Origin of the sequence: Promicromonospora sukumoe (assembly GCF_014137995.1) — a bacterium.
GTDB lineage: Bacteria > Actinomycetota > Actinomycetes > Actinomycetales > Cellulomonadaceae > Promicromonospora > Promicromonospora sukumoe.
The window spans coordinates 1989502-2003103 of record NZ_JACGWV010000001.1 but is presented as its reverse complement, the minus strand read 5'-3'; the positions used below and the strand labels follow the sequence as shown (position 1 = coordinate 2003103).

Annotated in this window: 8 protein-coding genes; 2 read left to right on the top strand and 6 right to left on the bottom strand. The window is 74.3% G+C overall.

The window, feature by feature from the left end; genetic code table 11:
• Positions 1 to 12: 12 nt before the first annotated feature.
• Entirely contained in the window at positions 13 to 1359 is a 1347-nt protein-coding gene (locus tag FHX71_RS08780; RefSeq protein ID WP_182615422.1) for a sensor histidine kinase, read from the bottom strand.
• Positions 1356 to 2045 carry a response regulator transcription factor gene (locus FHX71_RS08775; protein ID WP_182615419.1) on the bottom strand — a complete coding sequence of 230 codons (690 nt, stop codon included), beginning with the start codon at positions 2043 to 2045 and terminating at the stop codon, positions 1356 to 1358. The genes FHX71_RS08780 and FHX71_RS08775 overlap by 4 nt, the downstream gene beginning before the upstream one ends.
• 151 nt (positions 2046 to 2196) lie before the next feature.
• Here FHX71_RS08775 and FHX71_RS08770 point away from each other — a divergent pair, with 151 nt between their 5' ends.
• A complete protein-coding gene (locus FHX71_RS08770; protein ID WP_182615417.1) occupies positions 2197 to 2520 on the top strand; it encodes a PepSY domain-containing protein in 324 nt (107 codons plus the stop codon).
• Positions 2521 to 2697: 177 nt separating this feature from the next.
• The gene (locus FHX71_RS08765; protein ID WP_182615415.1) at positions 2698 to 3723 is read left to right on the top strand and encodes an iron-siderophore ABC transporter substrate-binding protein; all 1026 of its coding nucleotides are present in this window, start codon (positions 2698 to 2700) and stop codon (positions 3721 to 3723) included.
• 54 nt (positions 3724 to 3777) lie between these two features.
• Here the strand turns inward: FHX71_RS08765 and FHX71_RS08760 are convergent, their stop codons facing one another.
• Genes FHX71_RS08760 through FHX71_RS08745 form a run of 4 tightly spaced genes read right to left on the bottom strand, consistent with a single transcriptional unit; the run spans position 3778 to position 13529 of the window.
• Positions 3778 to 4434 carry a 4'-phosphopantetheinyl transferase family protein gene (locus FHX71_RS08760; protein WP_182615413.1) on the bottom strand — a complete coding sequence of 219 codons (657 nt, stop codon included), beginning with the start codon at positions 4432 to 4434 and terminating at the stop codon, positions 3778 to 3780.
• A complete protein-coding gene (locus tag FHX71_RS08755) occupies positions 4435 to 5337 on the bottom strand; it encodes a pyridoxal-phosphate dependent enzyme (protein ID WP_182615411.1) in 903 nt (300 codons plus the stop codon).
• On the bottom strand, positions 5330 to 12487 hold the full coding sequence (locus tag FHX71_RS30000) for a non-ribosomal peptide synthetase/MFS transporter (RefSeq protein WP_182615408.1): 7158 nt from the start codon (positions 12485 to 12487) through the stop codon (positions 5330 to 5332). The genes FHX71_RS08755 and FHX71_RS30000 overlap by 8 nt, the downstream gene beginning before the upstream one ends.
• 58 nt (positions 12488 to 12545) lie before the next feature.
• Positions 12546 to 13529: an aldo/keto reductase gene (locus tag FHX71_RS08745; RefSeq protein ID WP_182615406.1), complete on the bottom strand. Its 984-nt coding sequence runs from the start codon at positions 13527 to 13529 to the stop codon at positions 12546 to 12548.
• Positions 13530 to 13602: the final 73 nt, after the last annotated feature.

Here is a 13602-nt window from a genome sequence, read left to right as displayed (position 1 = left end):
CCAGCGGCCCGCTCAGAGCACGGGAAGGACGAGGCGGAAGTGCCCGTGCGGAGACCCGGTCACGAGGGACAACTCTCCCTGGGAGCGCTCGGCGAGGGTGCTGGCGATGGCGAGCCCCAGGCCGCTGCCGCCGTCCAGCGTCCGCGCGGCGTCGGCGCGGTAGAACCGGTCGAAGATCCTGTCCTGATGCTCGGGCGGCACGCCCGGCCCGTCGTCGACGACGTCGAGCCGGACCTGGTCGCCGTGGATGGCGAGGTCGAGCACGACGCGTGAGGCGGCGTGCTCGACCGCGTTGTCCAGCAGGTTGCGGACCACCCGTCGCAGGTCGTCGGCGAAGCCGCGTACCGGCGCCGCGGAGACCCCCGACGTGTCGACGGCGACCGGCCCGGTGCGAGCCCGGGCCGCCTCCTCGAGGACGATCTGGTCGAGGTCCACCAGAGCCGTGGGGCTGGGTGCCCGCTCGTCGGCCGCGGCCAGGTCCAGCAGGTCCCGCACCAGGCGTTCCATCTGGGTCGTGGCGCCCAGCACCTCGGCACGCAGGCGGACGTCGTCGACGGACGCGGGGTCGCGCAGCGCGAGCTCGAGCGAGATCCGCTGAGCGGACAACGGACTCTGCAGGTCGTGGGAGACGTCGGCCACGAACTGGCGTTGCCGGACCGCCGCGGCCTGCAGCCTGTCCAGCATCGAGTTCATCGTCGCCGCGAGCCGGCCGACCTCGTCCGGCGCGCCCTCGCCCTGGACGCGCACGTCCAGGCGTTCGTTCGTGACCTGGTCGACCTCGCGGCGGATGCGGTCCAGCCGTTCCAGGACCCGCCCGAGCACCAGCCAGACCACGACACCCAGCAGCGCGACCGCCACGGGCACCCCGACCACGAGTGCCTGGCGCAGCACCGACGACGCCTCCGCCACAGCCTCCAGGCTGCTGCCGACGTACACGGTGACCGGCCCGTCCGGCGTCGGACCGGACCTCGACCACAGGCGGTAGCGCTCGGTCTCGGCGTCGTCCGGTCCTGCGACCTCCCGCACCCGGAACACCTCACCGGGCTGGTACCCGAGCATCGCGGGACGCCCGGCCACGTTCGCCGAGGCTGCCACGACGTCGCCCGTGGCGTCGACGACCTGCGCCACGCCGTCCTCCCCGACGTTGTGCAGCTCGGAGGGAAGCCGGCTCTGCTCCGCGAGCGCCAGGAGGTCCTGGACGCGGGCCTGGGCGAGCTGGTCGGAGGAGGCCGTGAGCTGGTGGGAGAGGGTCGTGACCAGGAGGACGGCGCCGAGGGTCAGCGTCAGGCCGAAGGCGAGGACGGCGGCCACGGTGGCGCGCGCCCGCAGGGTGAGCCAGCGGGGTACGTGCGGGCTCATGGCTCACCGCCGGCGCTGTCGTCGACGACGCGGTAGCCGACGAGGCGCACGGTCTGGAGGCTGTTGCGGCCGAAGGGTTCGTCGATCTGCTTGCGGAGCTGACGGACGTAGACCTCGACGATGTTGGGGGCCCCGTCGTAGGCGAAGTCCCAGACGTGCTCGAGGATGGTGGCCTTGGAGACCGGTTCGCCGGACCGGCGCATCAGGAACTCGAGCAGCGCGAACTGGCGCGGGGTCAGGGCGATCTCCCGCTCGGCGCGGAAGACGCGGTGGGTGGCCGGGTCCAGCCGCAGGTCCCCGACGCCGATGACGACCGGTCGTTCCCTGCCGGTGCGCCGCAGCAGGGCGCGCAGCCGGGCGGTGAGGACCATGAACGAGAACGGCTTCCCGAGGAAGTCGTCGGCCCCGGAGTCCAGGGCCGTGGCCTCGTGCTCCGGGCCGGAGCGCGCGGTGAGCATCAGGATCGGCGTCCAGTCGCCGGCCTCGCGCAGCCGTGCGCACAGCGCGTCCCCGGCCAGGCCCGGCAGCATCACGTCCACGACCAGCGCGTCGTAGGAGTTCTCCGTGGCGAGCCAGTGACCGTCGACGCCGTTCAGCGCGACGTCGACGGCGTGGCCTTCCCCCTGCAGCCCGCGACGCAGGGTGGAGGCGAGCTGTTTGTCGTCCTCGACCAGCAAGATCCGCACGACAGCAACGCTCCCACAGGCCACCTGAAGCCGCGCTGAACCCCCGCTGACGCGACGGCCCGTCCCGGTCGGGCCTGGCCGGCTTCAGGGTGGCTTCAGCACCGGTCGCCAAGACTGAAGCTGCTCAGCCAGCTACGAGAGGAGACACATCATGGTCCGCAAGATGCTTGTCGGTGCGGCCGCGGTAGGCGCGACCGGTCTGATCGCCTTCGGCGGTATCACGGTCGCGGGCGCCAGCACCGGCGGTGAGGACGACGGCGCCGTCAGCCACGCGTACACCACCGACCAGGCCGGCACCGCGACCGAGGCCGCGCTGGCCGCCACCGGCGGTGGCACCGCCAACAGCGTGGAGACCGACGGCGAGAACGGTGCGACCTACGAGGTGGAGGTCACCAAGCCCGACGGCGCCACCGTCGACGTGCGGCTCGACCAGAACTTCGAGGTCGTGGTCATCGAGGGTGACGGCGGAAGCTGATCGCCCGCAGGCCGCCGCCACGACTGGACGCCGTTCTCAGCCCGGGCTGAGAACGGCGTCCAGATCACCGTGGGGGCTGGTCACGCGGCAGACGAGTGTTCGCACGTCCGAACACCAGGCGGGTCAGATGTGGTTAGCCTTACCTAACCATCCACCCCGAACTCCTGGAGCAGCCCTGTGCCCATCTCGTACCGCCGCCTGCCCGCCGTCGCCGCAGCCCTCGGCGCGTCCCTGATCCTCGCCTCGTGCTCCGCCGGCACCACCGACGACGCCGACACCGGCGCGGACGGCTCGTTCGAGCCCGTGACCATCCCCCACGCCCTCGGCGAGGCCGAGATCACCGAGCAGCCGGAGCGGGTCGTGACCCTCGGCATGGGGTCGGCCGAGACCGCGATCGCGCTGGGCACCGTGCCGGTCGGCATGGAGGAGTACCCGTGGGGCAGCGACGAGACCGGCTACCTGCCGTGGGTGCACGAGGAGCTGGAGCGCCAGGGGGCGGAGCTGCCCGAGCAGTTCACCGGGAGCACCGAGCTCGACGTCGAGGCCGTCGTGGCCCTGGAGCCCGACCTCATCCTCGCGCCCTGGTCCGGGGTGACGCAGGAGCAGCACGACCTGCTCACGGAGATCGCGCCCACGGTCGCCTACCCCGAGGTGCCGTGGACCATCACCTGGGACGAGCAGATCGAGACCATCGGCGCGGCCCTCGGCCGGCCGGAGGAGGCCGCGGCCCTCGTCGACGACGTCGAAAACCAGCTCGCCGACGCCGCCAAGCCGGAGTACGCGGACGTGACCTTCTCCTACATCTACAACAACGGCCTCGGCACGCTCGGCGTCTTCATGAAGGACGAGCAGCGCGTGGCCATGGTGCGCGCGCTGGGGCTCACCGTCGACCCGGTCGTCGACGAGCTCGAGCAGTACGAGATCGAGGGCACCGACTCCGCGATGGTCACCCTTGAGGAGGCGGACCTGCTGGACGACTCGGACCTGGTCTTCACCTTCTACACCGACCAGAAGAACCGCGCGGAGATCGAGGCACAGCCGCTGTACGCGCGGATCCCCGCGGTCGAGCGCGGGTCCGTGGTCGCTTCGGAGGACCAGTCGTTCGTGACCGCGTCGTCGATCATCAACCCCCTGACCGTCCCCTGGGCGCTGGAGCGCTACGTGCCGGTCATCGACGAGGCCATCGCGCAGCTCGACGAGTGAGGCCGACCGCAGCGGCCCGGTACCGGCGCCGGGCCGCTGCGGGACACCTGGTCGTCAGCGCGTGGCCGGAGGGACCGCGCGCGCTGCGACCGCAAGGGCCGTGTACACCACGCCGTCGTGGACGGCCCAGGTGCCGGTCAGACGCTTCAGGCCCGTTCGGGCCGCGAGCTGGTGGCGCACGGTCGCCGTGAACGTGCCGTCGGGTGCGACCTCGACGGTCGCCTCCAGGAAGTCGAGCCACGAGCCGGTCAGCGGGTGCCACGCCTTGTACAGGCTCTCCTTGGCACTGAAGTTGATCAGGTCGGCGTGGCGGACGCCGCCGGCGCGGCCGCGGTCCAGCTCCTCCGGGCTCTGGAGCAGGCGCAGCATGTCGGGGGACAGGTCGTGGAGCGGCTCCGCGTCGATCCCGACCGACCGGTACCGGTCCGACGACGCGGCGGCCGCGCCGAACGCCCCCGTGCAGTGGGTGATCGAGCCGACGAACCCGCCGGGCCAGACGGGTGCGCCCGTCGTACCCCGGGACACCGTCGGCTCGGTGGCGCCCAGCATCCGCAGGGCGTCGTGCGCGCACGCCCGTCCGGTCGCGAAGTCGCTCAGCCGCTTGGGGCTCACGGTCCCGAGCGTCGTCGTCTCCGGTACGGAGCGTGGGCTGTCGACGGGCGCGCGGCGCCAGCTCACCGCGACGTCGTCCGGGAGCAGGTCACGGAACACTCAGAGTCCCGTGACCAGCACGATGTGGTTCTCGTCGACACCGCCCGTCCCGGCGCGCCGGACGTGCCGGACCAGTCCGGCCAGGCCCGCCGCGCCGGAGGCCGACGCCCGCACCCCGTGCGCCTCCAGCACCGCCTGCGCGGCCAGGAGCTCGTCGTCGTCGGCCTCGTGGACCGCGCCGCGGCTCTCGGCGAAGGCGGACATCGCCTGCGGGCCGTGCAGCGAGTGCCAGTTCACGAGCGGCTCGTTGTGCACGGTCGTGACGGGCGCATCCGGCGGCAGCGCCCGGTACGGTCCGGGCCAGCTCGTCACCACGGGGTTGTTGCCCGGTGAGCCGACACCGTGCAGGGGCACCGCCCAGGCGACCTCCCGGAGCCGGCGGTGCAGGGCGACGGCGGTGGTGCCGTTGCCGACCGGGAGCCACAAGGACGCCGGCTCGCCCGCGAGCGCCCGGTGGAGCGCGTGGACGACGTCCCCGTGGCCGTCCAGCACGGCGCTCTCGTAGGGGCCGTCGACGTTCCCGTCGGCGGCGCCCGTCTGCCGGGCCAGGGTGCGAGCGGCGTCGACGGCGTCCTCGTAGCCGCCCGGGACGAAGTGCACCTCTGCCCCGACCGCCGCGATGAACGCGCCGCCGTCGTTCCAGTCCTCGGGGAGCACGACCGTGCAGCGCAGGCCGCCGGCGGCCGCCGCCTGCGCCATCGCCTTGCCGTAGTTGCCGCACGACCCCACCACGACCCGGTCGTGGCCGTCGGCCCGGGCCGCGGCGACCACCGCGTGCGCGGCGGGCTCCTTGTGGCTTCCCGAGGCGTACCGCGTCTCGTCCTGGAGCACCACCCGGATCCCCGGCAGCAGGTCCTCGGTGATGATCGTCCCGGCGGTGTCCAGGCGGGCCGTCTCAGACATGGGTGCTCCGTCCCGGTGCGGTCTCGGGCCCGCCGAGCAGCTCGTCCGCCTGGCGCTGCAGCTCGTCGCGGCTGCCGATGTTCCCCGTGGTCACGGCGTCGGGCAGCTCGTCCTCCAGGAGGCGCAGGCGTGCGTCGCACCAGCCGACGACGGCCCAGCCGAGCTGCAGCACACCGCTGAGCACGACGAGCAGGGCGAGCGCGCGGCCCGGCCCGACGCCGATCGCGTCACCGAGGAGGGTGTCGACCAGGGCGCCGCCCGGCTCCAGCAGGGGCTGGACGTAGCGCTCCGCGAGCGGGCCGACCACGAGGTAGCCGACCGGCACGGTGAGCAGCATCAGCGTGATGAACAGGGACAGCACGCGGCCCTGGAGCTCCAGGCCCACCTTGCCCTGGACGATCGCGGTCCAGTGGCCGTCGGCGAGCGACTCCGCCACGCCCATGACGAACATCCCCACGATGATCACGGCGGGCTCGGTGGTGAGGCCGACGACGGCCATCGCGACGCTGCCGACCGCCATCGCGACGAGCATGCCGTGGGTGCGCCGGGCGGTGCCGCCCCAGACACCCATGGCGACGCTGCCGAGCAGCGCCCCGGCACCCGTCGCGGCCAGCGCCGTGCCCATGACCGCGGGCGGCTGCTCCACGAGCAGCATCGGCGTGATGACGGCGAAGCCCAGCACGTAGAAGACGTGGTCGGTGACGAAGTACCGCAGCGCGGACCGCAGCCCGGGACGCCGGACGATGTAGCGCCAGCCGTTCGCGATCTCGGTCGCGAACGTCTCCTGCCGCCGCCGGAACATCAGGTTCGGGATGCGCGTGAGCAGCAGCGTGACGGCGCCGATGGTGAAGGTGACCATGTCGAGCAGCAGCACGCCCTCGATGCCGATGACACCGATGAGGCCGGCGCCGAGCATGGGCGCGAACACCGTGCCGACCCCCGCGCCGAGCTGCCCGACGCCGCTGGCGTGCCCGAGGTAGCGCTTGGGCACGAGCTGGGCGACGGCCGCGAGGTAGGCGGGCCGCTGGAACGCACCGGCCAGCGAGGTGACCGACACCGTGAGGTAGACCTGCCACATGTGCAGGCCGTTGGTCAGCAGGAGCACGAGCAGGGCGAGCATCGCGGCGGCGGCCACGGAGTCGCTCGTGAGCATCACCTTGCGGCGGTCGAACCGGTCCGCGACGGCCCCGGCGAAGGGGCCGGCCAGGATGCCCGGCAGCAGGCCGACGGCGTTGACGAGCGCGAACTGGGTGATCGACCCGGTCTGCTGGAACACCCAGATGCTCAGCACGAAGCTGCTCAGACTGCTGCCGACCATCGACAGGAGCTGGCCGATCGCGACCACGCCGAACTTGCGCAGGTCGGGCTCGGCCTCGGCCACCGGGCGCGCGGCCGGCGGTTGCGGGGCCGACGGCGCGGCGCCGTCGTCGGCCGGTCCCGCCGCGTGGCCCGCCGCGCCCTCGCCCGGGACGCTTCCGTCTCCGGCGGTCGTGCGCACGGCGAAGTCGACCAGGGAGTCCGCCAGCGGCACCGCGTGGTCCCGGACGAAGAAGTGGCCCGCGCGCGGCAGCACGCTCAGCTCCACCCCGCCGTCGGTGAAGTGGCTCCACTCGTGGTGCCGCTCCTCGTAGTGCTCGGTGACCCGGTCGCGGGCGCCGACCACGGACAGCACGGGCGCGCGCAGGGGCTCGAGCTCGGCGCGGTAGGCGGCGGTGAAGTACTCCTCGGCGTCGCGGGCGTCGTGCCGGACGTTGCGCAGCGTGAACGCCTGCTCGGCGTCGTCCAGGTCGGTGAACCCGCCGCGTGCCCGCAGGTACTCCAGGTACTCCCGGTCGGACGACAGCCGGTCCACCGGCAGGTTCCGGTAGATCCAGTCGAAGACCTTCCCGGGCAGCCGCGCGGTCGGGAACCCGGCGCCCAGCGCGACGCCCGTGACGTCCACGCCCGCCGCCTCGGCGCGGCGCGCCACCTCGACCGTCAGGGCCACGCCGAGGCAGTGGCCGTAGAACAGGACCGGGCCCTCGATCGCGGGCAGCTCCGCGACGATCCGGTCGGCCACGGCGTCGAGGGCCTCCAGGGCCTCGCCGGGCCGCGAGCTGTCGTGACCCGGCAGCTCGACGGCGTGCAGGGCCCAGCCCTCCGGGACGGCGTCGGCCAGCGGCTGGTAGGCCACCGCGCTGCCGCCCGAGTACGGGACGGCGACGATGGTCTGGCCGTCCCGCGCCGCGTCGGCCTCACCGGGCGTGAGCCGGTGCAGCATGCGCTGCTCGGCGGGCTCCCCGTCCGCGCGCTGGTCGAGGAACTCCGCGAGCCGGCGGATGGTCGCGTGCCGGTAGAGCTCGACCAGGGCCGGGGAGGGGTCCAGGCGCCGCACGACCTTGAGCGCGGCGAACGAGTCGCCGCCCAGCGCGAAGAAGGTGTCGTCGATGCCGGGCTCGGGCACGCCGAGCACGTCCGACCAGACGGCGGCGATCTGCCGCTCGGTGGCGGTACGCGGCGCGACCCCCGCGCCCGTGCGCTCCGCCGGCGCGGGCAGGGCGCGCCGGTCGAGCTTGCCGTTCGGGGTCAGCGGCAGGGCGGCGAGCGTGACGATCCGGCCGGGCACCATGTGCGGCGGCAGGCCGACGGCGAGCGTCGCGCGCACCGCCGCCTCGTCGGCGTCGGCGCCGTCCCGGGTCACCACGTACCCGACGAGCTCCGCCAGCGAGGCCGTGCGCTGGTGCACGGCCGCGGCGCAGGCCGCGACGCCCGGCAGCGTGCTGAGCGCGGCCTCGACGTCGCCGAGCTCGATGCGGTAGCCGTTGACCTTGACCTGGTCGTCGAGGCGGCCGAGGAAGTCGACGTTCCCGTCCCGCCGGAACCGGGCGGAGTCGCCGGTGCGGTACATCCGCGCGCCCGGGTTGACCGCGTCGGGCACGGACGAGTCGGGCACGGACACGTCAGGCGCGAACGGGTCGGGCACGAACCGCTCGGCGGTGAGGTCGGGCTGCCCGTGGTACCCGGCCGCGACCCCGAGTCCGCCCAGGTACAGCTCCCCCACCACGCCGGCGGGTACCGGCTGGCCGCCGGCGTCGAGCACCGCGACCCGGTTGCCGGGGAACGGGCGGCCGATGGGCAGGGGCTCGTCGTCGGCGAGGTGGTCCACGGAGCCGTCGAAGTAGACGTTGTCCACGGTCGCCTCGGTGACGCCGTAGGAGTTGACGACGCGGCCCGCCGGGCCGACCAGGCGCTGCGCCCGCCGGTACTCCCCCACGTGCCACTTCTCGCCGCCGCCGATCAGCAGGTGCACGAACGTGAGGTCCTCGCCGGCCTCCTCGACGTGGTCCAGGAGCGCCCGCAGCACGGCGGGGACCAGCTCGGTGGTGCGCACCTGCTCGGTGCGCATCAGGGCGTAGAGGTCGGCCGGGTCGAGCAGGGTCTCGCGCGGAGCGACCACGAGGCGGCCGCCCGAGAGGTGCGCGCGCAGCGTCTCGCCGACGAACATGTCGAACGAGAAGCTGGCCGCCTGCAGGAAGGTCCACTCGGGCCGCAGCCCGTAGGCCTGGTGCCACATCCGTGCGGCGTGCACGAGGTTGGCGTGCGTGACCACCACGCCCTTCGGCGTGCCGGTCGAGCCGGAGGTGTAGATCACGTACGCGGGGTCGTCGGGCCCGGCCGTCGTGCCGGGACCGGCCAGGTCGTCTTCTCGGAGGTCGGTGCCGGCCGACGCCGCGAGGTATGCGTCGTCGACCACCACGACCGGGCGGCTGTCGGCGACCATGGCCTCCAGGCGCTCGGCCGGGTAGGCCGGGTCGAGCGGCACGTAGGCGCCGCCCGCCTTGAGCACCGCCCACATGGCCACGAAGAGCTCGGTGCCGCGGTCCAGCCGGATACCGGCGCGCTGCCCCGGGCGGACGCCGTCGGCCCGCAGCCGCCGGGCCAGCCGGTCGGCCCGGTCGTCCAGCTCCCCGTAGGTGACGGTCTCGGCGCCGACGGTCAGCGCGGGCGCGTCCGGGGTCGCGGCGACGTGCCGCTCGAAGAGCTCGTGCACCGTCGAGGCGTCGGGCTCGTGGTCCGCGGGCCGTCCCGCGCCGGAGGTGTCGGTGCCGGAGGTGTCGTTCCACTCGTGCACCACCCGGTGGTACTCGGCGTCGGTGAGCATCGGCAGCCGCGTGACCGGCGTCTCCGCGTCCGCCGTCGCCGCCTCCAGCACGGTGAGCAGGTGGCCCATCAAGGCCTCGACGCGCTCAACGTCGAACAGCTCGGTCGCGTAGTCCACGGTCAGCAGGGCGCCCGTGGCCGGGAAGTCGACGCCGATCGCCAGGTCCACCATGGTGGCGGCGGGGGGCAGCTCACCGGCGTAGGTGAGGATCGGGTCGTCGGGCGCCGGCGTGTTGTGCACGGTCAGCATGACCGGGCTGAGGCGCTTCGCGGCGCCGGACCGGGCCAGGGCCGCGACGAGGTCGGGCAGCGCCAGGTCCTGGTGGTCCAGGTCGGTCAGCACCGCGTCCCGCACCCGCGCCAGCAGCTCGGGGAACGCCGGTTCGCCGCTGACGTCCCCGCGCAGGGGCAGGGTGTTCAGGACCGGCCCGATCACCCCGGCGAGCTCGCCGGTGGACCGCCCGGCGGTCGGCGAGAGCACGGTGACGTCCGTGCGCCCGGTGTAGCGCCGGAGCACCACCTGGAGCGCCGCCAGCGTCACGAGGAACAGGCTCGCTCGCTGGTCTCCCGCGAACGCGCGCAGCCGCTCCACCAGGCCCGGGTGCAGGGGCCGGGTCACCCGCGAGGCGGCGTAGGAGCGGACGGCGGGGGCCGGGCGGTCGGCGGGCAGCTCCAGGCCCAGGTCGGCGTCGGACAGCCGCTCCTGCCAGTAGCGCCGCAGGACGGGGTCGGCCGCAGCCCGCGCGCTGCGCGCGGCCAGGTCGGGCGCCGGGGCGCTGGGCGACAGCCCCGCCAGGGCGACGAGGTCGTCGTCCGCCCCGGTGGTACCGATCGCCGCCCGGTAGAGCGCCGCCAGCTCCTGGCCGAACACCCCCGCCGACCAGCCGTCGAAGGCGAGGTGGTGCACCACCAGGACCAGCTCGTCCCCGTCCAGGAACGCGTGGGCGACCGGGCCGTCCACCAGGTCGACGGCGGCGCGGTCGGGGGCGCCGAGCGTGAGCGGCACCGTGGCTCCGGGCTCGATGCGGAGGGTCGGCTCGACGTCGTCCCGGGCGGCGGCGCGGCCGTCGCCGCCGTCCGCGGCCCGGCCGAACCGTGCCCGCAGCAGCGGGTGCCGCTCGGCCAGCGCCGCGAGCGCGCGGCGCAGCGCGGCGACGTCCGGCCCCTCGGCCCAGCGGTAGCGCAGGCCGAGCGTGTACACGGGCAGGTCCGCGCACACCTGCTCGGCGATCCAGTAGTCGCGCTGCATCGGGCTCAGCGGATGGTCCCGGTCCTCGTCGAGCCCCGCCGGTGCGGCGTCGGCCGGACCGGTCGCGGTCTCGATCGCGCGGGCGAGCGCCCCGACGGTCGGGTCGGCGTACCAGGTGGTCAGCGTGAGGGTGGCGCCGTGCCGCGAGCGCAGGTCCGCGATGAGGCGCACGGCGTCGAGGGAGTCGCCGCCGAGGGCGAGGAAGTCGTCGGCGGGATCGGTCACGACGACGCCGAGCGCCTTCTCGATGAGAGCGGCCGCGGCGCGCTCCGCGTCCGTCAGCAGTTCGTTCGCCGCCGGCCCGTCCGGGGTAGGCATGTCCGGCACGTCCGCACCCGGCGCAGCGAGGGCCGCCTTGTCGATCTTGCCCTGCGGGGTGAGCGGGAGCCGCTCGTGCCGCACCAGGGCGCTCGGCACGAAAGCGGCGGGCAGCACGTCAGCGAGCGACCCGCGCAGCGCTTCGAGGTCGGTCGTCGTCGGCGTGACGACGTGGCCGACGAGGCGGGCGCGTCCGGTGCGCTCGTCGACGAGCACGACGGCGTCCTGGACGCCGGGGAGCTCGCGCAGCGCGGCCTCGACCTCACCCGGTTCGACGCGGTGGCCGCGGATCTTGACCTGGTCGTCGAGGCGGCCGAGGAACTCGAGCTGGCCGTCGGCCCAGCGCACGCGGTCGCCGGTGCGGTACTCGCGGGCGCCGTCGGGCCCGGTGACGAACCGCTCGGCGGTGAGCTCGGGTCGGTTGAGGTAGCCGTGGGCCACGCCGATGCCGCCGACGAGGAGCTCGCCGTCGTCGGCGACCCGGCAGGTCACGCCGGGGTGCGGCACGCCGATGGGCACGATCTGCCCGGACCAGTCGGTCACGTCGGCGACGGTGGCGCCGACGGTGGTCTCGGTGGGGCCGTACGTGTTGTAGAGGCGGGTGGTGGCGCCGTCGACGGCGCGCTGCCACTGGCGGACGGCGTCGGGCCGGGCGGTCTCGCCGCCCACGATCACGCAGCGGATGCTGTCGGGCAGCGTGGCCTCGCCGCGGTCGAGGACGGCGACCAGCTCGTGCCAGTAGGCGGTGGGCAGGTCGAGCGCGGTGATGCCGAGCTCGCCGCAGCGGTCGAGGAAGAGGTCGGGGCGGCTGATCATGTCGTCGTCGCGCAGCACGAGGGTGGCGCCGGTGGTCAGGGTCGGGAAGATCTCCTCGACGCTGACGTCGAAGCTCAGCGACGCGAACTGGAGCACGCGGTCGCCCTCGGCGAAGGAGAAGCACGCGCCGAACACCCGGCTGAAGTCGAGCAGCGAGCGCCGGCCGACGAGCACGCCCTTGGGCCGGCCGGTGGAGCCGGACGTGAAGATGACGTAGGCGGGGTCGGGCTGCGGCACGCTGTCGGCGAGCGGCTGCACGCCGTCGGCGGTGACCAAGGCCCGGGGGCGGGTCTCGTCCAGCATCATCCGCAGGCGGGCGGCGGGGTAGGCCGGGTCGAGCGGCACGTACCCGGCGCCGCGGCTCAGGGTCGCCAGGACGGCGACGACGGCGGCGCGGCCGCGGGGCAGGCGCACGCCCACGAGGTCGCCGGGCACGACGCCGGCGGCGGCGAGCCGGGCGGACTCCTCGGCGACCAGGCCGGTCAGGTCCGCGTAGGTCAGCTCGCCGTCCGCGTCGACCAGCGCCGTGGCGTGCGGCGTCCGGGCGGCCTGCGCGGCGATGGCGGACCAGGGGTCCTGCGCCGTCGTGTCGTGCGGCGACGCGGGGGCCTGCGCTGTCGTGGTCACCGGTTTTCCTTTCGAGGGTGGCGCCGCTCGGCGGCGCGGAAGGGTGGCGCGAAGGAGGTCACATCGACCAGGCGGTCGGGGTGCGGTCCCAGCGGTGGGCGCGCAGCGCGTCCAGCAGGTCGGCGGGCAGCTCGGGCGCCTGGGCGACCGCGAGGTTGGCGCGCACGTGCTCGGGGCGGCGCATCCCGGGGATGACGGCGGAGACCGCGGGGTGGTGCAGCGCGAAGCGCAGGGCCAGCTCGGGCAGCGTGGTGCCCTCCGGGACCAGCTCGCGCAGCGCCTCGACGCGCTCGACGGTGGGCCCGAGGTTCTCCGGCCCGAAGTAGACGGCACGCCAGTCCTCGGGCGGGAACGTGGTGTCCGCGCGCAGGGTCCCGGTGAGCGAGCCCTCGTCGAACGGGACGCGGGCGATGATCGCGATGTTCTCCTCCAGGGCCCGCGGGAACAGCTCGTCCTCAGGGGCCTGGTCGAACACGTTGTAGATCACCTGGACGGCGTCCACCAGGCCCGTGTCCAGGGCGGCGAAGCAGTTGGTGGGCTCCCAGCGGTTGACGCTGATGCCGAACCCGTCGATCAGGCCCTCCTCCTTGAGGCGGGCGACGGCGCGCTGCCAGCCGGGCTCGGCCGCCCAGCGGTCCTCCCAGACGTGCAGCTGCAGCAGGTCGATCTTCTCGACGCCGAGGTTGTCCAGGCTGCGCCTGGTGTACTCCAGGACGTGCTCGGTGGGGAAGACGTCCTCCAGCGTGTCCTGCGGCCGGGGCGGCCACTCGCGGTTGAGCGGCGGCACCTTGGTGGCAAGGCGCAGCCCGGCGTCGGGCCGACGACGGCGCAGCTCGCCGAGCATCGTCTCGGACACGCCGCGGCCGTAGACCCAGGCAGTGTCGAAGAACGTGCACCCGGAGTCGACCGCGAGGTCGAGGGCCACGGGCGCGGCGTCGTAGTCCCACCCGGTGAACCCGCCGGGGCCGCCGCCGATCCCCCACATGCCGTAGCCGATCTCCCCGACGCCCCAGCCGAGCCGGCCCATGCGACGCTCGCGCATCCCTGTCTCTCTTCCGTCGTTCTGTTCGTGGTGTTCGTGGTGCGCCGGCGCCGCACGCTCAGGCACGGCGCGT